This window comes from Actinomyces sp. MRS3W (assembly GCF_032465695.1).
GTDB lineage: Bacteria > Actinomycetota > Actinomycetes > Actinomycetales > Actinomycetaceae > Actinomyces.
The window spans coordinates 1-19,599 of sequence record NZ_JAWDJJ010000329.1; the positions used below are offsets into that span (position 1 = coordinate 1).

At 67.7% G+C, this 19,599-nt stretch carries 14 protein-coding genes and 1 pseudogene; 12 read left to right on the top strand and 3 right to left on the bottom strand.

Annotated elements, in window-relative coordinates:
* Window positions 1-305: 305 nt before the first annotated feature.
* From ileS to RWX45_RS12335, 10 genes are all read left to right on the top strand, one after another.
* Window positions 306-3,674 (top strand): isoleucine--tRNA ligase, encoded by a 3,369-nt coding sequence (ileS, locus tag RWX45_RS12290; protein WP_316024005.1) that lies wholly within the window; start codon window positions 306-308, stop codon window positions 3,672-3,674.
* Between the two features lie 364 nt (window positions 3,675-4,038).
* Window positions 4,039-4,839 carry a glycosyltransferase family 2 protein gene (locus RWX45_RS12295; protein WP_316024006.1) on the top strand — a complete coding sequence of 267 codons (801 nt, stop codon included), beginning with the start codon at window positions 4,039-4,041 and terminating at the stop codon, window positions 4,837-4,839.
* Complete coding sequence (locus RWX45_RS12300) at window positions 4,836-5,801, top strand: ATP-grasp fold amidoligase family protein (protein WP_316024007.1); 966 nt, start codon at window positions 4,836-4,838, stop codon at window positions 5,799-5,801. The genes RWX45_RS12295 and RWX45_RS12300 overlap by 4 nt, the downstream gene beginning before the upstream one ends.
* A gap of 14 nt (window positions 5,802-5,815) precedes the next feature.
* Window positions 5,816-6,754, top strand: coding sequence for an ATP-grasp fold amidoligase family protein (locus RWX45_RS12305; protein WP_316024008.1), 939 nt, complete (start codon window positions 5,816-5,818; stop codon window positions 6,752-6,754).
* Window positions 6,754-8,895, top strand: coding sequence for a glycosyltransferase (locus tag RWX45_RS12310; protein WP_316024009.1), 2,142 nt, complete (start codon window positions 6,754-6,756; stop codon window positions 8,893-8,895). The genes RWX45_RS12305 and RWX45_RS12310 overlap by 1 nt, the downstream gene beginning before the upstream one ends.
* Window positions 8,879-10,165, top strand: coding sequence for an O-antigen ligase family protein (locus RWX45_RS12315; protein WP_316024010.1), 1,287 nt, complete (start codon window positions 8,879-8,881; stop codon window positions 10,163-10,165). Before RWX45_RS12310 ends, RWX45_RS12315 begins: the two co-directional genes overlap by 17 nt.
* Window positions 10,162-11,661 (top strand): oligosaccharide flippase family protein, encoded by a 1,500-nt coding sequence (locus tag RWX45_RS12320; RefSeq protein ID WP_316024011.1) that lies wholly within the window; start codon window positions 10,162-10,164, stop codon window positions 11,659-11,661. Before RWX45_RS12315 ends, RWX45_RS12320 begins: the two co-directional genes overlap by 4 nt.
* A 185-nt stretch (window positions 11,662-11,846) precedes the next feature.
* Window positions 11,847-12,569 (top strand): hypothetical protein, encoded by a 723-nt coding sequence (locus tag RWX45_RS12325; protein WP_316024012.1) that lies wholly within the window; start codon window positions 11,847-11,849, stop codon window positions 12,567-12,569.
* A gap of 28 nt (window positions 12,570-12,597) precedes the next feature.
* A complete protein-coding gene (locus RWX45_RS12330; RefSeq protein WP_316024013.1) occupies window positions 12,598-13,308 on the top strand; it encodes a sugar transferase in 711 nt (236 codons plus the stop codon).
* Window positions 13,309-13,365: 57 nt separating this feature from the next.
* The gene (locus tag RWX45_RS12335; protein WP_316024014.1) at window positions 13,366-14,148 is read left to right on the top strand and encodes an MBL fold metallo-hydrolase; all 783 of its coding nucleotides are present in this window, start codon (window positions 13,366-13,368) and stop codon (window positions 14,146-14,148) included.
* Between the two features lie 40 nt (window positions 14,149-14,188).
* On the opposite strand, the gene RWX45_RS12340 is transcribed toward RWX45_RS12335, so the two are convergent.
* Window positions 14,189-15,028: an HAD-IIA family hydrolase gene (locus RWX45_RS12340; RefSeq protein WP_316024015.1), complete on the bottom strand. Its 840-nt coding sequence runs from the start codon at window positions 15,026-15,028 to the stop codon at window positions 14,189-14,191.
* A 339-nt stretch (window positions 15,029-15,367) separates the two neighbouring features.
* Here RWX45_RS12340 and RWX45_RS12345 point away from each other — a divergent pair, with 339 nt between their 5' ends.
* Window positions 15,368-17,224: a folylpolyglutamate synthase/dihydrofolate synthase family protein gene (locus RWX45_RS12345; protein WP_316024016.1), complete on the top strand. Its 1,857-nt coding sequence runs from the start codon at window positions 15,368-15,370 to the stop codon at window positions 17,222-17,224.
* 101 nt (window positions 17,225-17,325) lie between these two features.
* Window positions 17,326-17,760, top strand: a complete 435-nt coding sequence (gene ndk / locus RWX45_RS12350; RefSeq protein WP_316024017.1) for a nucleoside-diphosphate kinase — start codon at window positions 17,326-17,328, stop codon at window positions 17,758-17,760.
* A gap of 340 nt (window positions 17,761-18,100) precedes the next feature.
* Here the strand turns inward: ndk and RWX45_RS12355 are convergent, their stop codons facing one another.
* Both RWX45_RS12355 and RWX45_RS12360 read right to left on the bottom strand, forming a co-directional pair.
* The gene (locus tag RWX45_RS12355) at window positions 18,101-19,360 is read right to left on the bottom strand and encodes an ABC transporter permease (protein WP_316024018.1); all 1,260 of its coding nucleotides are present in this window, start codon (window positions 19,358-19,360) and stop codon (window positions 18,101-18,103) included.
* Window positions 19,361-19,363: 3 nt separating this feature from the next.
* A pseudogene (locus tag RWX45_RS12360) lies at window positions 19,364-19,599 on the bottom strand (ABC transporter ATP-binding protein); the annotation flags it as partial.

Genomic DNA, 19,599 nt, shown 5'->3' on the forward strand with positions numbered 1-19,599 from the left:
CGATGGAGAAGCGTCGGCGGCGCGGCTAAACTCCCGCCACAGGCTTCGACCCGGCTATCACCGGTGAGCCTCCGGAAGAACCGGGCCCGCCCAGGCGGGCCCCCAGTAGAACCGGACGGGACAGCCCGTCACAGCTGCAAATCAAGCGGCCCGCTCCGGCCCGACCGGGGAGGGCAAGCGAGGTGGTACCGCGGTGCGGCACCGCCGTCGTCGGATCTCCGGCGCGGCGGGCGGCGTCGTCCTCGTGATCCCGGGACGGATTAACCGCCCCAGACGACTACGAGCAAGACGCGAGGCAAGACCACATGGCCAACACGGTTGACGAGCCCACAACCGCCCAGCACACCGGCGCCGCCTTCTACCCCCTGCACCGCCCCGGTCAGAAGGTCGAGCCGTCCCCCTCCTTCCCGGCGATCGAAGAGGACATCCTCGCCTACTGGAAGCAGGACGGCACCTTCCAGGCCTCCATCGACGCCCGCCCGGCCCTGGATGACAACGGCCACTCCAACGAGTTCGTCTTCTATGACGGCCCGCCCTTCGCCAACGGCCTGCCTCACTACGGGCACCTGCTGACTGGCTACGTCAAGGACGCGGTCGGGCGCTACCAGACCCAGCAGGGCCGCCGCGTCGAACGCCGCTTCGGCTGGGACACCCACGGCCTGCCGGCCGAGCTTGAGGCGCAGAACGAGCTGGGCATCGACGACGTCACCGAGATCACCCGCCCCGGCGGGCTGGGCATCGCGAAGTTCAACGACGCGTGCCGCACCTCTGTGCTGCGCTACACCAAGGAGTGGGAGGAGTACGTCACCCGCCAGGCGCGCTGGGTCGACTTCGACAACGATTACAAGACGCTCGACCCCACCTACATGGAGAGCGTCATCTGGGCCTTCAAAACCCTGTACGACAAGGGCCTGGCCTACGAGGGCTACCGGGTGCTGCCCTACTGCTGGCACGACCGCACCCCGTTGAGCAACCACGAGCTGCGGATGGATGACGAGGTCTACCAGGACCGTCAGGACAACACCGTCACCGTGGGCCTGCGCCTGGAGCAGCGGCTGGACACCACCCACCCCGACGCCGCACCGGAGCTGGCTCTCATCTGGACGACGACGCCGTGGACCCTGCCGTCCAACTCGGCCGTCGCCGTCGGACCGGACATCGACTATGTCACCGTGCGCGTAGCCGCCGACCTCGACTCCCCGGTCGCCGGCCAAGACGTCCTCCTGGCTCGCGACCTGCTGGGCGTCTACGCCCGGGAGCTGGGCGAGGATCCGCAGGTGCTCGCCACCTACAAGGGCACCGACCTGGTGGGCGTGCGGTATGTGCCCATCTACGACTACTTCGACGACGCCGAGCACCGCGGCGCCGGCGCCGCCCCCGGTGAGGCCGCGTGGCAGATCATCACGGCCGACTACGTCACCACCACCGAAGGCACCGGCCTGGTACACCTGGCGCCCGCCTTCGGTGAAGACGACATGTACACCTGCCAGCCCCACGGCATCGGCACCGTCATCCCCGTTGACGGCGGCGGCGTGTTCACCTCCGAGGTCCCCGACTACGAGGGGCTGCACATCTTCGACGCCAACAAGCCGATCGTGGCCGACCTGCGTGACGGTACCGGTCCGCTGGCTCGCCGCGAGGCGGACGTGCGCGCCGTGCTGGTGCGCCAGCAGTCCTACGTGCACTCCTACCCGCACTGCTGGCGCTGCCGCAAGCCGCTCATGTACAAGGCCGTCTCCAGCTGGTTCGTCAAGGTCACCGCCATCCGTGACCGGATGGTTGAGCTCAACCAGGAGATCACCTGGGTCCCCGGGCACATCAAGGACGGCATCTTCGGCAATTGGCTGGCCGGGGCCCGCGACTGGTCGATCTCCCGCAACCGGTTCTGGGGAGCCCCCATCCCGGTGTGGCGCTCGGACGACCCCGCCTACCCGCGTGAGGACGTCTACGGCTCCTTCGCTGAGCTCGAGCGCGACTTCGGCGTCAAGGTGGAGGATCTTCACCGCCCCTTCATCGACACGCTCGTGCGTCCCAACCCGGACGACCCCACCGGTAAGTCCATGATGCGCCGCATCCCCGACGTGCTGGACTGCTGGTTCGAATCCGGCTCCATGCCCTTCGCCCAGGTGCACTACCCGTTTGAGAACGTGGACTGGTTCGAGTCCCACAACCCCGGCGACTTCATCGTGGAGTACATCGGGCAGACCCGCGGCTGGTTCTACACCCTGCACGTGCTGGCCACCGCCCTGTTCGACCGCCCCGCCTTCACCAGCTGCGTCTCCCACGGCATTCTGCTGGGCGACGACGGGCAGAAGATGAGCAAGTCCCTGCGCAACTACCCCGACGTCCAGCGGGTCTTCGACCGCGACGGCGCCGACGCCATGCGCTGGTTCCTGCTGTCTTCCCCGGTGGTGCGCGGCGGGAACCTGGCCGTCACCGACAAGGCCATCCGTGACACGGTGCGCCAGGTGCTGCTGCCGCTGTGGAACACCTGGTACTTCTTCAGCCTGTACGCCGCCCAGGCGGGCGACGACGGCGGCGCCTACCTCACCGCCGGCGTGGACCTCGCCGACGCCTCGCTTTTCGGTCCCCAGGGGTCCCTGGACGTCATGGACCGTTACATCCTGGCCCGCACGAAGGACCTGGCCACCACCGTGGCCGCGCAGATGGACGCCTACGACGTCACCGGCGCCACCCACACGGTGCGCGAGTTCATCGATGTGCTCACCAACTGGTACCTGCGCACCTCTCGCTCCCGGTTCGTGGACGGTCCCGCCGCGGTCTCCCACCCGGCCTTCGACACGCTCGCCACGGTTCTGCGCGTCCTGGCGCAGGTCATGGCACCCCTGGCGCCGCTGGTTTCCGAGGAGATCTACCGGGGTCTGACGGGAGAACGCTCCGTTCACCTCACCGACTGGCCCGTCCTGCCCGACCACGTGTCCGACCGCCGCTTGGTGTCCGCCATGGACGAGGCCCGCGCCGCCGTCTCCGCGGCGCTGAGCCTGCGCAAGGCCGACAAGCTGCGGGTGCGTCAGCCGCTGCGCACCCTCACGATCGCCACCGCGGACCCGGGCAATCTGGCCCCCTTCACGTCGCTCATCGCCGAGGAGGTCAACGTCAAGCAGGTGCGAGTGCTGGACGCCGCCGACGCCGGCTACGAGCTGCGCGAGGAACTCGCCCTCAACCCGCGTGCTTTCGCTCCGCAGGTCCGCAAGCTCACCTCCAAGCTCTTCGCTGCCGTCAAGGCAGGGGAGTGGGAGGTCACCGAGGACGGCGACGTCCGCTTCGACCACGTGCTCCTCGACGGCGCCCCGGTCATCCTGGAGGCCGAGGAATCGGCCTTCACCCTGACCACGCGCATCGAGGTGAGCGACGACTCGCTGTCGGCAACCGTGCTGCCCTCGGGCGCCTTCGTCGTCCTGGACACCGCGCTCGACGACGATCTGGAGGCCGAGGGGTGGGCGCGAGATCTGGTTCGCCTCATCATGGATGAACGCAAGGCAGCCGGTTTGAACATCGGTGAGCCGGCGCGGGTCACGCTCACCGTCCCGGCGGAGAAGAACGCCTGGACCGGCGCTCACCTGGACATGATCAAGCGCGAGGTCAGCTGCGTCCAGCTGCATGTGGTGACCGCCGACGTGGATGCTCCTGCTGCCACGGTGACACGGGCCTGAGTCGCTCACGATTCCGGTTGGGCTCCTGCGTCCTTGTGCGGCGCAGGAGCCCAACTGGCGTTCGGGTCCGAGCCGACCCCCTGGCAAAGCTAATGGGTTTTGGAGTATTGATTAATTGTTCTTAACAGGTGATTGAATCGTATTGTTTGAGGGTGCAACCGAGACCGTGGTCGGGACATTTTGCCCTATCAAATGCGGTAGCTTCGGCCTTGCGAACAGATCGCACCTGAGAAGAAGAGTCCGCCAGACCCTGACGCGACCGCTTCATCCCTGACCCGATTCACCCCACCTGGATCGCAGGGGTTCTCATTCCCTGCCGGGCTGCCGCCCGTCAAGGTTGTTCCATCAACACGTGGAGGAATCGGTGACTCGCACAAGCCCGTCGCTGCCGCGCGCCAACGGCGACGGCCCGCTGATTTCGGTCATTGTGCCCGCCTATAACAGTGAGAGGCATATCGCCCAGACCCTCCACAGTGTTCAGTCCCAGACCGTAACCGACCTGGAGATACTGGTTGTCGACGACGCCTCATCGGACCGGACGCTGACGATAGCGGAGCAGGCGGCCGCGCAGGACCCGCGGATTCACGTGTTCGCGCAGCCGGTGAATGCGGGCGTGGCCCGCGCGAGAAACCGAGCACTGGCCCATGCGCGCGGGCGCTACATCGCGTACCTGGACTCCGACGACCAGTGGCTGCCACACAAGCTCGAGCGGCAACTCGCCTTCATGTCCGCCCGGGGCGTCGGCGCATGCATCACCTCCTACGAGACAATCGAGGAGAACGGTGCACACCGGAACTACGTGCGTATCCCCGCCTCCATCGACTACCGGGGTTTCCTCAAGAACACCCTGACCTGCACCCTGACCATCCTGCTGGACACCACCATCGTGGATCCCGCGCTGCTGGTCATGCCGGATTTGAGACGGGGACAGGACGCCGCCACCTGGCTGCAGGTGATGAAGCGCGGACATCGCCTTTACGGGCTTGACGAATGCCTTGCCAAATACCGGAAAACCGCCGGATCTCTGTCCAGCAACAAGATCAAGGCGGTCAAACGGACCTGGAACCTCTACCGCAACGTGGAGGGCATGTCCCGCCCCTACGCCGCCTACTGCCTGTCCTGGCAGCTGTTCCACGCGGCTCTGAAGAGGAGAAAAGACGCATGAAGAGTGCAGAGCACTCCGTGACCGCGAAACAGATGACCCGCTCCCTGCTGCCGCACCGCGCGGAGGAGACTCTGCGGCAGCTGGTCTATCGCCGCAACTGCGCGCTTGCGCCGCGACGTTACCGCGCGGAATTGCAGCGCTGGTACTGGTTGTCAACGGGACGCACCTGCGACCTGGACCACCCGCGCACCGTCGGCGAGAAGATTCAGTGGCTCAAGCTGTACGACTCGACCCCGCTCAAGGGGCGGCTGGCCGACAAGTTCCTGGTGCGGCAAGAAATCGTCGAGCGGGTCGGCCCCGAGCACCTGGTCCCACTGCTGGGGGTGTGGGACCGGGCCGACCAGATCGACTTCGAGGCCTTGCCCGACGCCGGCGTACTGAAAACCACCCACGGCTCGGGCTGGAACATCCGGTTCACGGATCGCCGCGCGCTCAATATTCCAGCGACCCGACGCCGCCTGGAGGGCTGGCTGCGCACCCGCGCCGCCATGACCGGAGGCTTCGAGCTGCACTACGAGTTCTGCGAGCCGCGGATTATCTGTGAGCCCCTGCTGCACGACGACAGCGGTGGCCTGCGCGACTACAAGGTCATGGTCTTCAACGGCGAGGTGCAGTTCGTCGTCTGCTTCACCGGGCGCTTCACCCCGGGGTTCACGATGAGCACGCACCTGCCCGACTGGAGCCCCGCGCCCTTCCATTACGGCGGGCCGCCCGCCCGCCCCATCTGTCCGCCTCGCCCCGCGGGCCTGGAACAGATGTTGGAAATCGCCCGCGAACTGGCCCAAGGCTTCGCGCTCGTGCGAGTCGACTTCTATGAGGCGAACGGCCAGGTCTACGTCGGCGAGCTGACCTTCACCGACTCCAACGGGCTGACTTGGTTTGCCCCCTCTCGCTACGACGCCGAGCTGGGGGAGCGCCTGGTCCTGCCGGAGAAGAAGCCATTTCGCGGAGTGATGCTGTGATGAGCGTAAAGACTATGGTTCAAGCCATCCTGCCCGACGCCGCACAGTCCTGGGTTCGTGACGCCGTCTACCGCAGGAATTGCCGGTTGGACCCCCGCCACTACCGGGCGGCGCTCGAACGCTGGTATCGGCTGTCGACCGGGCAGACATGCGATCTGGATCATCCGCAGACCTTCACCGAGAAGGCGCAATGGCTCAAGCTGTACGACTCCACCCCCATCAAGGGGCGTCTGGCGGATAAGTACCTCATGCGGGAGTTCGTCGCGCAGCAGATCGGCGAGGAGTACCTGGTGCCGCTCGTCGGCGTATGGGATTCGGCCGACGACATCGACTTCGATGCTCTTCCCGACCGGTATGTGCTCAAAGCGACCCACGGCTCGCGGTGGAACCTCGTGGTTCCGGAGGGGCGAGCGCTGAACGTGGCCAGCGCTCGCCGCCAGCTGACCGATTGGCTGGGACGGCGCATGGCCATGACGGGGGGCTTTGAGCTGCACTACGAGTTCTGCGAGCCGCGGATTGTGTGCGAACAGTTCCTCCAGGACGACAGCGGCGGCCTGCGCGACTACAAGTTCATGGCCTTCAACGGGCAGGTTCAGTTCGCCATCACCGTCGACGGGCGCTTCACCGAGGAACGCATGGTTACCGTCCTGCCGGACTGGAGCCGGGCACCCTTCCGCTACAACGCCCACTACGACCGTGGTGAGGACGCCGCCGCGGACCTCTCCCGTCCCCAGCACTTGGAGGAGATGCTCGAGATCACCACCCAACTGGCGCGGGACTTCGCGCTGGCCCGCGTGGACTTCTACGAGGTGGCCGGCCGCGTGTACGTCGGCGAGATCACCTTCACCAGCTCCAACGGGCTGCCCCGCTTCGCACCCGCGCACTACGACGCGGTGGTGGGCAGCCAGCTGAGCCTCCCGGACAAGAAACCCTTCAAAGGGGTGATGCTCTGATGCGCCGCAGGATCGGGATTGTCGGCCGAATCGACCCGGAGGCGACCCTGCTTGATGGGCAGACCATCAAGACCCGCACCCTGTACCGGCACTTGGCCGCCCACTATGGCGCCGACCGCATCGTCGGCGTCGACACTCGCGACTACCGCCGCCGTGCGCCCCAGGTGACCCGGGAGCTGCTGCGCTGCCTGCGCACCTGCGACGACATCGTCGTGCTGCTGTCCGCCGGCGGCCGCCGCGCCCTGTTCCCCATCCTGTCCGCCGCCGCACGGATGGGACATAAGCGGATCTACCACAATCTCATCGGCGGCCACCTGGCGGACAATATCGAGCAGGACCGCAGCGGGAAACTGGTGCGCCAGCTCAACTCCTTTGCGATCAACTGGGTGGAGAGCCGCGCCCTGGAACGGCGGCTGGGCGAACTCGGTGTGGCCAACGCCGCCTATCTGCCCAACTTCAAGGATCTGCCGACCCAGGCCGCCGCCTCCCCGGTGCCCGCGGAACGCCCCTTCCGGCTGTGCACCTTCAGCCGTGTCACGCCCCACAAGGGCATCACCAACGCGATTCAGACCGTTGCCGCCATCAACGCCGAGGCCGGGCGTGAGATCGCCACCCTGGACATCTACGGCCCACTGGACCCCGCTTACGCGGCAGAGTTCCACCGCCTGGTCGCCGCCCACCCCGGTGTGCACTACGCGGGGGTGGCGCCCGCCGAGCGCGGCGTTGACATCATGCGGGACTACTACGCCCTGCTGTTCCCCACCAGGTGGCCCGGGGAGGGCGTTCCCGGGACCATCATCGACGCCATGGGCGCGGGCCTGCCCGTCGTCGCCAGCCGCTGGCCCTACTACGACGAGATGCTGGAAGACGGCGTCACCGGGTTGAGCTACGACTACGACCACCCCGAGCAGCTGCACGACACCTTGCGCCGTTTCCTCGAGCTGCCCGAGGCCGAGGTCGCCGCCATGCGCCGGGCGATCTTCACCCGCGCCGCCGACTACTCCGCCGAGGCGGTGATCGGCGAGATCGTCAGCGCCCTCGACGCCGGCGGAGCCGTTCCGGCGCGCCCGCCCCGGGTACTCATCGTCATTCATGGGCTCAACACCGGCGGCGCCGAAACCATGGTGCTGGGCCTTGCCCGCGAACTGGCTGCGGCCGCCGTTCCGGTCCGGGTAGTGTCCCTGCACGGGGCGAATACGGACGTGGGTGCGCGCATGCGACAGGCCGGCATCGACGTCGTCGCCCTCAACAAGGCCAAAGGACCCGATCCCCGCGCCATTGGCAAACTGCGCCGACAGATCCGGGACTTCGCCCCCACCGTCGTACACACCCACCTGCCGGTGCTCGAGTACGTGGTGCCCGCCGTGCGCCTGTCCGGTACCGACGCCCGCATCATCCACACCGTCCATAACGTCGCCCACAAGGAGACCCAGCGTCCCGCCCTGCGGACGCTGAACCGCCGCGCCTTCACTCACGGGGTGGTGCCGGTGGCGCTGACCGAGCAGGTCCGCGACTCCATCTGCCGCGAGTACGGGCTGGAATCGTCCGCGGTTCCGGTGGTGGGCAATGGCGTCGACGTCGAGCGCTTCCGCTGCCAGGGTGACCGGAAGGTCCACGACGGCGGCCCGCGCCTGCTGTGCGTTGCCCGGATGGTGCCTGCCAAGAACCACGGCCTGCTGCTGCACACGGTGGCCGCGCTGGGACAGACCGGGATGAACGCGTCCCTCACCCTGGTGGGGGACGGGCCGCTGCGCGGGCAGTTGGAGGCGCAGGCCCGCACGCTCGGCATCGCCGACCGCGTCCACTTCGCTGGCCTGCAGCGGGACCCGCGCCCCTTCTACCAGGACGCCGACCTGTTCATGCTGCTGTCCGACTACGAGGGTCAGCCGATGAGCCTCATTGAGGCGATGGCCTCCGGCCTGCCCGCTGTGGCCACACCGGTGGGCGGCGTCCCGGACGTCGTCGTGGGTGACGTTAACGGCGCCCTGGTGGAACCCGACGCCGACCGGGCTGCGGCGGCGGTACAGGCCATCTGGAACGACCCCGACCGCTACGCCCGGCTCAGCGCCGGCGCGGTGCGCACGGCCGAGGCGCACTCGGCCCGCACGATGACGGAGAAGTACCTTGAGCTCTACCGCTGACACCGCTCCCACCGCCTTGGCTCGTCCCCGGGCGGTGCCCGACCCTGCGGCGTGGGCGTCGCGCCTGGGGCAACGCTGCTACCCGCTGCGCTACCTCGGGCTGGCGGTGGTGTGCCTGATCCTCATGAAGCCGATTCTGGTGGATCAGGACCCCTTGCTGGCACCGCTGGTCAAGATTGCCACCGCGGCGATCTTCATGGGCCTGTGCGTGGCGCATCTGGTGCGTCGCCCGCCCCTGTCACCCGTATTCTTCATCTTCGTCTTCTACCGCCTGGCCTTCCTGCCACCGACCCTGTACCACGGCGGCGACCTGCTCAACTGGGGGTATGCCAGCGTCGCCCAGGTCTCCCTGTTCCTGCTCATCGAGCTGCAAGCCGCCGCCGGCCCGGATGCGCGGCGCCGCCTACTGCGGGTCATCGCCGATCTGCTGCTGGCCTACCTGGTCATCAACTACCTCATGATCCTCACCGATACCCACCGGACCTTCAGCATGGAGGGACAGTTCGCCCAGCCCTCCTACCTGCTGGGCATCCGCACCCGGGTCACCGACTGCATTTTCACGGCCACGCTGGTGTCCCTCCTCTACGACTCCACCTCACGGCGTCGCATCGGCTGGCGGACAGTGCTGGCGGTGCTCAACGGCATCCTGCAGATCGCCTCGCTGCAGGTGGCCACGGCGGCCGTCGGCGCAGGCATCGCCATACTGTTCTATGTGGCCGCCCGCGTCTGGCCGAGCGGGCGCGGACTGGTGTCCATGCGCGGCGTCACCGTCCTGAGCGTGGCAGCGACCCTGCTCGTGGTTGGGGCCCGCATCCAGGTCCATTTCGCCGACGTGCTGGGCCACCTGTTCGGTAAATCGGTGTCCCTGACCGGCCGCACCGACCTGTGGGACGCCGCCTTCCCGATCCTGGGGGATTCGCCGCTGTTCGGATACGGCATCAACTATCGGTTCGGCGCCTTCATCCCCGGTGCCAGCGGCCTGACCTGGCAGGCGCACAACCAGTACCTGCAGCTCATGTACGACGGCGGGCTGGTGGCTGTCGCCCTGTTCCTCGCCCTGTTGTGGACCGCGAGTACCCAGGCTGACCATGCACGCTGCAGCCCGCGCGTCCGGGCCGCTTTCATCGCCATCTACGCCGCCATGTCGATCATGATGGTCACCGAGATCTACACCTACAACATGGCGCTGTTCTACCTCATCCCCTTCCTCGCGAGCCGGGCGGGGGAACTGGTGGGCTACTGCGATCACCATGGGGGTGAGTCCCGATGAGCGCCGACTCCCGAGTCGCCAAAACGCGTCGTCCCAGGCTCAAATCCGGAACCTCCGCCGACTCGCTGCTACTGGCCAGCGTCAAGATCATCACGCTTGCCTCCGCCATGGTCAACACCATGATCCTGTCGCACAGCCTGTCCCTGACCGCCTATGGCACTTACTCGCAGGGCGTGCTGCTGGTCGCCGTCTGCTCCGACGGGACCATCCTGGGGATGGTCGACGCCGTCAACTACTTCTTCAACCGAGGCGGCCGGAACGGCTCCTCCCGTGACTACGTCCGCACCATCCTGGGCCTGCAGACGATCATCGGTCTGATCACGGCGGTTGTTCTGGTGGTGGCGCGCGGCGCGATCGGTGGCTACTTCTCCAACCCGCTGCTGGAACCGCTCATAGTCCTGCTCGCCTTGCGGCCCATGCTCACCAACATGATGAGCATGCTGCAGGTGCTGGTCGTGTCGATCGGCCGGGCCCGGGCCATCGCTGTGCGCAACCTGGCCTTCTCCGCCCTCAAGCTCACCTCCGTCCTGATCACCGCGTTGGTGACCTCCTCTATTGCGGTGCTGTTCGTCATGCTGCTCGCCCTCGACCTGCTCTCGGTGCTGTGGTTCTGGGACTGCTTCCGGCGCTGGCAGTACCTGCTGCTCCCGGCCCGCCCCCGTTGGGTCTTTGTCCGGGACATCCTTGTCTTCGCACTGCCCATGGGCGTCTATGTCATGACCTCCTCCGTCATGCGACAAGTCGGAGCCCTGGTCATCGGCCTGTACGAGACCACGGAGAGGTACGCGGTTTACGCCAACGCCTCCACCGTGCTGCCCCTGGACGTGATCCCCAACTCCTTCTTGACCGTCATCATCCCGATCGTCACCCGCTACCTGGGTGCCGGCCGTCAGGACCTGGTACGGCAGCTCTTCCGCCACTACCTCGCCGTCGGCTACCTGACCACGGTGACCTTCTGCGTCGCCACCATGGTGGCCGCCCCCGAGGTCATCCAGGTGCTGTACGGGGCGCGTTACCTAGGTGGGCTGACCGTATTCCGCCTCTACCTGATCACCACGATGGTCCGCTTCGCAGGTCTGTCGCTCATTCTCAGCGCGGCCGGCCGCACCCGCACGCTCATGACCGTGTCCCTCGTCGCCATCGCCGTCAACATCGTGGCGTGCCCGTTGGCATACTCGCTCCTCGGATTCGTCGGCCCGGCGGTGGCCTCTGTCGCCGTCAACCTGGCCATGACCTGCGTGCTGCTACGGCTCAGCCTGAGGGAGATCGACGGCAGCTTCGCCTCGGCATTCGACGCCCGCACGCTCGGGCGCTACACCGTCACCACCATCGCCGTAGCCCTGCTCGGCTGGGCGCTGCGCGCCGCCCTGCATGCGCTGCACTTACCGGTGCTCGGCATCGCCGTGGCCGTGCTATGCGCGGTGTCCGCCGTCGTCCTCCTGCTCAACCGGCAGGCTCTGACTACCTCGCTGCGGGAGATCAACGCCATGAAATGACGCCCACCGGTACCGCGTCGGCGGAAGCACGAGGGACAAGACCTCGGCAGATGCCAACCAAGCCACCAACCGAGTAACCAATCAAGTCAAGGACCGCAAGGACCATATGAACAACGAACAGGAGTCCACCAATATGACTGCATTCAAACGTCCGCCCTACGGGTGCCCCCGGTCGACGAACCGCCTTGACAACGCCGTACTCCGGCGCGCCGTTGGGCGGTGAGGCGCATATGACGCTGACGGACATCCTCAAGCTCACCCGGCGCTGGGTCGGGTTCCTACTCGTGGCCGCGCTGGTGGGTGGTGGCCTCGCCTACGCCCTCGTGCGGCTATCCCCCGTGACCTACACGGCCACCGCCACCGCCTATGTGCACGTGGAGCCCTCCACCACCGAGCAGGGAGGTTCCTCCGCCCAGTACGCGGCCGAGCAGCTGGCCATCAGCCAGGCTGAATCGCTGGTGCCGGTGATGACCTCCCCGACCGTCGCCCAGGCGGTGGCCGACTCCCTGGGACTGGACACCTCCCCGGCGGCCCTGGCGGACGCGCTGACCGCCACGCACACCGCGGACACTCATACGCTGGTGATCACGGCGCGCGCGGATTCGGCGGCACTGGCCCGGCGCATTGCCGATGAGGTCATCACACAGACCGCTGCTGAGCTCGAGAACCTGGAAGGAACTCCGGCTCCAGCACAGGTGCTGCTCATGTCTTCAGCCGAACTGGCTGACGTATCCCGCTCGCCCTCTACCGCTCGCGCCGTCGCCACTGGCGCCGTTGGTGCGCCAGTGGCGACCTACGCGGTCCTGCTGCTCGCCGCCGCGTCAGGCCGGCGCAACCGCAAGTCAACTGATCGGGCCCACCCCGATCAGGAGACCGCTCGTAGCGCGGACGTTGTCCGCCGCCCCTGAACATCCCTCACGTCTTCTGGAACCTCCCATGATTGATTCACCTGTCCCCCTGGTTTCGACAACGTCCAGCACCGAGCAAAGAAAAACCCTACTGAAGCGCAAATCCCGCACGGGAACGCGGTCGCTCCCGGCAGTCGCCACATCGGTGGTCAAACGGGCGGTGGATGTCACCGCATCGGCCCTGCTCATTGTGGCGTTGACGCCCGTATGGCTCGTCGTCCCCCTGCTCGTGCGTCGCCAGGACGGCGGCCCCGTCCTGTTCCGACAGACCCGGGTGGGGTTGGATGGCCAGGAGTTCCAAATGTGGAAGTTCCGCACCATGCGCGTGAACGCCGACGCCGAGCTCGAACGGCTGCTGCGCGAGCAGAACCGGCTCGACAAACCCCTGTTCAAGGTGGACAACGACCCGCGCATCACCCGGCTGGGAAAGATACTGCGGCGTACCTCGATCGACGAGCTCCCCCAGTTGTTCAACGTGCTGCAGGGAACCATGAGCCTGGTGGGGCCGCGCCCGCAGGTCCCCAAAGAAGTGGCGTTGTACGACGCCGTCGCCGCCCGCCGCCTGCAGGCCAAGCCGGGTATTACCGGCCTGTGGCAGGTCAGCGGCCGCTCGTCCCTGCCGTGGGAGGAGGCCATCCGCCTCGACCTGCACTACGTGGACAACTGGACGCTGCTGCTGGATCTGAAAATCCTGTGCCGGACCGTCAAGGTAGTGCTCAAGCGGGAGGGATCGCAGTAAGGGCACCGGCGCGGTTAACATCCCGTAGCACGTCGGCGACGCCTTCAAGGAGAATGCATGACAGCCCCACTACCACGCCACGAACTCGGCTTCCTCACCGTTGGCGGACCCACTGTGGTCATCGACGTCGCCGGCCTGCGCCTCGTGTCCGACCCCACCTTCGATGCGCCCACCGACTACGGCGCCCTGCGCAAAACCCGCGGCCCGGCCGTGACCACAGCGGCACTCGCGGACACCGACGTCGTACTCGTCAGTCATGCGGACCATGCCGATAACCTCGACGTCGCCGGACGCGCCTTCGCCCTGGCGGCGCCGCGTCTGCTCACCAATCCCGGGTCGGCCCGTCTTCTCGGCGGACCCGCCGAGGGGCTGGCCCCTTGGGAAGCGGTACGGGTGAGCGACGCCGCCACCATCACTGCCGTCCCCGCCCGGCACGGTCCAGCAGACGGCGAAACCGACGCCGCGGGCTACGTCAACTGTGAGGTGACGGGTTTCGTCATCCAAGCGCCCGGGACCACGATCTACGTCTCCGGCGACAACACCTCCCTGGCGCTGGTGGCGCAGGTCAAGGAGCGCTTCGGAAAGATCGACCACGCCGTGCTCCACGCCGGCCGGGCGACCGTGCCCGCGAAGTTCGCCGGACGCCCGCTGAGCCTGTCCGCTGAACGGGCCAGCGCGGCTGCGCAGCTGCTTGCGGCGGGGCACGTCGTCGTCGCCCATCAGACCGGCTGGGAGCATTTCGTTGACGGACCCGGCGCCACCCACAAGGCCTTCCACGACGCGGGGATTGCGGACTGCCTCGATTCCACCCCTGAGGGGGAGTGGAGCGTGGTCGGGTAATTCCACGCGCGCCGGGAGCGCGTGGCCGAGCCCCGTGGCGTCAGCGCTCGGCCTCCACCAGCTCAATGAGTTCCCCGATGCCCTCGTGGATGCCGAAGGGCCGGAAGGGGAACGCCTCGATTTGCTCCAGGGAGGTTGAGCCGGACAGCACCAGGTGCGTGCGCAGCCCGGCCTCAACTCCGGCTTGAATATCGGTGTCCATGCGGTCCCCGACCATGGCGGCGGACTCGGAGTGAGCTCCGATCTGGTTGAGGCCCGCACGGATCATGACCGGGTTCGGTTTGCCGACGAAGTACGGCGAACGCCCGGTGGCCGCCCGGATCATGGCGGCAACGGCGCCGGTAGCGGGCAGGGTGCCCTCGTCGGAGGGGCCGTTGACATCGGGGTTAGTGGCGATGAACTTGGCGCCGGCTTCGATGAGGCGGATCGCCTTGGTCAGAGCGTTGAAGTCGTAGGTGCGGGTCTCTCCGAGGATGACGTACTCGGGGTCCTGATCCGTCATCACGTATCCCGCCGCGTGCAGAGCGGTCGTCAGCCCGGCCTCGCCGATGACGTACGCGGTTGACTCCGGCGACTGCTGCGTGAGGAAGGCGGCCGTGGCATTGGCCGAGGTCCAGATACGTTCTTCGGGCACATCCAAGCCCGAGCGCTTGAGCCTGGCCGACAGGTCCCGGTTGGTGAAGATCGAGTTATTCGTCAGCACGAGGAAGGGCATGCCCTTCCGGCCCAGTGCATCCAGGAACTGCTGGGCCCCGGGCAGCGCCCGGTTCTCCTTGACCAGCACGCCGTCCATATCGGACAGCCAGGCGGTGACCGGGGGCATGTCATCCAGCGGCAGCGGAGCAGAAGCGCTCCCGTCGTGAAGGATTGGTGAGGACATGGGGTCATCCTGCCATCAACGCGTCGTTGATGGGGCATGAGACGAGCTTCGCAACGGGCATTGCGGCTGGGCGGCCGGCCATGACCGTCCATATCCGTCACTGCATAACCAGATCGGCACCGCTCCAACAAACCCGAGCGGCTTGCCGAGACTTAGCCGACCCTCAGCAACTTCGACCGGTTTCGGCATGTTACAAGTGCCGGTTTCGGCACGTTATTAGTGCCGGTTTCGGTGATGCGGGGCGGGGCCTGTGCCGGTACCCACACTGCCCGACACCCGCAGTGTCAATCATCTAGGCTTGCTCGGGTTATCTCGAGCAGGAAGCAGGCACAGGAGCATATGAGCAGCGAGCAGCGCCACGATCGGGACGCCGACTCCACCCGGTCGGATACTCACCCCGGAGCCGCCTTCGGCATCCCCGCCGGCGCCTCCGGCGAGGACGTCGTCGACGCCGTCTACGGCCCCGACGGCACGCGGGCGGACACCGGCATCGACCCGGATCTGCTTCCGTACTTGGAGGCTGCCGACTCCCCGGGCGAACAATCCGTCGCCCAGACGGACGCCGCTGCCTTCGCCGCCCGGCAGCGCGACGCCGAGGCCGAGGCGGAGGATCTGGCGGCCCTGCGCGAGCTGGTCGCCGCCAATATGGTTCCCGGCGGTGACCTTGAGCGTCTTGACGCCCTGCTCGCGGAGGTTGACGAGGACGACTCCGATGACTGGAACGACTGGGAGCCCACACTGCCCGATGCCGACGCCCCCGCTGCCGACGCCGTCGACGAGGCGGAGCGCCACCGTGCGGACTTGACCGCAGCCGCCCATGCCGTCGAGGTATCGGAGCGCATGCGGCAGGTCGAGGCGGAGATTCTCTCCCGCGCCCCCGAGCACCAGGTGCAGCCGTCACTGGAACGCGTCGAAGCCGTGCTCGACATCCTGGGCAACCCCGAGCGCAGTTACCGGGTGGTGCACGTGGCCGGCACCAACGGCAAAACCTCCACCGCTCGCATGACCGAACGGTTGCTGGCGGCCACCGGCATGCGCACCGGCCGCTTCACCAGCCCGCACCTGGCCACCATTCGGGAACGCATCGCCCTGGACGGCGAGCCCATCAGCGAGGCGGACTTCATCGCCGCCTGGGAGGATGTCGCGCCCTACATTGAGATGGTGGATGCCCGCTCGCAGGCGGCGGGCGGGCCCCGGCTGAGCTTCTTCGAAGTGCTCACCGTTATGGCGCTGGCCGCCTTCGCCGACCACCCGGTGGACGTGGCGGTCATCGAGGTCGGCATGGGCGGCACCTGGGACTCCACCAATGTGGTTCCCGCCGACGTGGAGGTCATCACCCCGATCGGGCTGGACCATGCCACCTGGCTCGGCACCACGCTGGCGGAGGTCGCCGCCAACAAGGCCGGCATCATCAAGGACGAAGCCACCCTCATCACCTCCCTCCAACCGGAGCCGGCGCAAGCGGTCATCGCCGACGCCGCCGCCGCACACCGGGTGCTGTGGCGCCGCGAGCTCGACCCGGAGGAGGACCCGGACGCCCCGGACGCCGGGGTGCTGCGCGTCGTGGACCGCACCCTCGCCGTCGGCGGCCAGATGGTCACCTTCGCCACCGCCGCGGCCGTGTACGAGGACGTGTTCGTGCCCCTGCACGGCGGCTACCAGGCCCACAACGCCCTCCTGGCGCTCGCGGCCGCGGAAGCGATTTTCGGCGGTCGTCCCCTGCCGGCGAAGATCGTCGAGGACGGCTTCGCCTCGGTCACCGGTCCGGGTCGCCTGGAGGTGCTGCGCTCCAGCCCGACGGTCATCGTCGACGCCGGTCACAACCCCCATGGCGTGACCGCCCTGGTCCCCGCCGTGGAGGAGGCCTTCGGCTTCCAGCATCTGGTGGTGGTGGTCGGGGCCATGGCCGACAAGGACGTGGAGGGCATCCTCTCGGTGCTGGAGCCCGCCTGCGACGCCGTCGTCTGCGTGCCCATCGACTCCACGCGCGCCATGGACGTGGAGGATCTGGGTGCGGTGGCCCGCGAGGTCTTCGGCGCCGACCGCGTGGTGGTGGCGCCCACGCTCCTGGCCGGGGTCGAGCAGGCGGTGACCATGTCCGAGGGCTATGACGCTCCGCTGACGGCGTCCGGCGTGCTCGTGGTCGGTTCGGTCGTGCTCGCCGCCGAGACGAGAGCCCTGTTCGGCCGGTCCTGAGCCCTCTGGTTCTCCGGCGCAGCGGCCCGGCCCGCAGGCTAAACTCGCCTCATTCGCTGCGCTGCTCGTATCCGAGCAGCTGCCCTGATGAAAGGAACGCCATGACCGCCGCTCCCGAACGCATCCTCGTCCTGCTCAAGCCCGACGCCGTCGAGCGGCGCCTGACCGGCGAGATTCTGCGGCGGATCGAAGCCAAGGGGTACAGCCTGACGGCGCTGAAACTAGTCGTGCCCACCGCCGAGGTGCTGGCCGCCCACTACGCCGAGCACGTTGACAAGCCCTTCTATCCCGGCGTTGTGGAGTACATGACGCGCGGCCCGGTCGTGGCCGTCGTCGTGGAGGGACAGCGCGTCGTGGCCGGGGTGCGCTCGCTCATGGGCGCCACCGACCCGACGACGGCGGCCCCCGGCACCATCCGGGGCGACTTCGGCCGCGACTGGGGCACCGACGCCATCCAGAACCTCGTGCACGGCTCCGACTCGCCGGAGTCGGCTGCCCGCGAGATCGCCATCTGGTTCCCCGAGCTGGGGGCCTGAACCGGCGCACGGCTCTCTCGAGTGCACGCGCATTGCCGAGTTGGCCAGGAGCGGGCCGGGACGAGGCGGATGGGGCTTCGGTTGGCGCGCGGGTGTGGTGGAACCTCCTGGACCCGCCCGTTGACGTGATGGTTTACGACCCCGGGGTACGTTTGACGACCACCCCGGGGTCGTGAAACGTACCCGAAGGTCGCAAATCGTGGGGAGATGCCCGCGCCAACCGCCGGGCACAGAGGCGGGGCCACACGCCGCACTGAGACGATGTCCGCGCCGCCACGTGTCCGAGTGCTTCCAGACCCTGACCGGGACCGCGCCCTCGCCCAAGACGGTGGAGCAAGACTCAGGCCGAACGGCGGGCCAGGACTTCCTTGAGGGGAACGCGGGCGCCGGTGCGGGTGACGGCCCGGGTATACACCGTTGCCGCGAACCACACGACCACCGGGATGAAGACCAGCGTGATGGCCAGTGCCACCAGCTGCTCTCCCCAGGACGACACGCCCAGCACGAGCCGGGCCGGCATGAGGAAGGGCGCGAAGGGCGGCAGGTAGGCCAGTACCCGGTACAGAAGTGACGACGAGTCGCCCAGCGCCATGACGAATGACAGCACATAGGGCACCATGAGCGTCATGGTCAGGGGCATGACCACGTTGGCCACATCTTCCTGGCGGCTGACCAACGACCCCGCGGCGGCGTAGGCCACCGCGTAAATCGTGTAGCCGACGATCATCCACACAACCATGGCGACCAGAGCGGTGTCAATATCAACGGCGCCCGCGGGCAATACCCCACTGAGCTTGGCCGTCACACCGGCGATGACGCCGACCAAACCATAGGAAACCAGTACGGCGGTGCCGGTGCCCAGGACCTTGCCGGCCAGCAGCGAAGTGGGGCGCACACAAGCCAGCAGGATCTCCACGATGCGGCTGGACTTCTCCTCCACCACTCCCATGGCGATCGCCTGACCTCCACCCATGACGATGACGAACAGAAGGATGTCGACGATCAACAGCACGGTGTAGCGGGCCCCGAAGTTTGCGGAATCTTGCTCCGGAGGGTCGAGGACCTCCACCTGGGGCACGGCCTCGGCCAGTGAGACCGCCACCTGGGCGGGGTCACCGCCCAGGGCGCTGATCTGCTCGGACAGAGCCGCCTGTTGAAGCACGTCGGTGACGGCGGCGACCACGGCCCGGTTGGCGTCGCCCTCCTGGGCGACCTTGAGCGCGGGGGAGGAGCCGGTCAGGTCGAGGACCATGTCGACTGCGGCATCATCATCGGAGTCCGCGCCGATCCCCAGCGCCGCTTCGGCCTCGGTACCGGAGACGTCGACCACCTCGATGGCCAGCCCATTCGCGTCGGTCACCTGCTCCAGGGAGGACTCGAGCCCGGCGGCGGAGTCCGAGGCGGACACCCCCAGGCGGAAGGGCTCATCCTCGCCGCCGGTCAGATGGGCGACGACGAGGATGCCGCCGACGGCGAGGACCAGCATGATGAGGGTGGCGATCACCGCGGAGCGCTTGAACAGCTGGGCGCGCAGCTCGCGTCCGGCGACCAGGCGGATTTCCTGGGAGCGGGAGATGACGGAGCGTTCGGGAGCGGGCACGGTTCAGGCCTCCTGTCCGGTTGCGGGGGACGGGTCGGTGGGGGCGGCGAGCACATCACGGAAGATCTCCGTCAGTGGGCGAGTGACGGGGCCGAGCTCCCGCAGCCGCCCCAGGTGCCCGGCGGCTTCCAGCAGCCGCTGCTCATCGGGGCCGCCGGCCACAATAGTGACCCGGGCGCCCTGCGCAGCGGGCTCGGCGCTGGCCTCCACGCCGGGGACACCCGCGAGCATGGCGGTGG